The sequence below is a fragment of the Mesorhizobium sp. LNJC405B00 genome (genome assembly GCF_000502615.1).
GTDB lineage: Bacteria > Pseudomonadota > Alphaproteobacteria > Rhizobiales > Rhizobiaceae > Mesorhizobium.
The window spans coordinates 1-406 of sequence record NZ_AYWC01000061.1 but is presented as its reverse complement, the minus strand read 5'-3'; the positions used below and the strand labels follow the sequence as shown (position 1 = coordinate 406).

Here is a 406-nt window from a genome sequence, read left to right as displayed (position 1 = left end):
CGACGCTCTTCCGATCTCCGGCAGGCGGTGCAGCTCAATATGCTGCCGCGCCTCGAAATCCTGCACACGTCGGAACGGCAGTCGGGCCAGATCTACATGCCGCGCGTCAATGTTTTGCTGGCGTTGGCGGTGATGTTGCTGGTCGTCGGTTTCGGCGAATCGAGCAAGCTCGCCTCCGCCTATGGCATCTCGGTGACCGGCAACATGTTGGTGACGACGGTGCTGCTGTTCGTCGTCATGACCCGCATCTGGAAATGGCGGCTGTGGGTGGCGGTCGCCATGACGGCGCTGTTCGGCTTCATCGACATCGGCTTCTTCGCCTCCAACATCGTGAAGGTGTTCGAGGGCGGCTGGGCGTCGCTTGCGGTGGCCTTCACCATCGTTCTGGCGATGTGGACCTGGGTGC

Annotated in this window: 1 protein-coding gene; it reads left to right on the top strand. The window is 62.3% G+C overall.

Translation table 11 applies throughout. The features are described from left to right. Positions 1-406 (top strand): KUP/HAK/KT family potassium transporter (locus X756_RS0136270; RefSeq protein WP_198020126.1); only part of this gene is annotated, 406 nt, incomplete at both ends.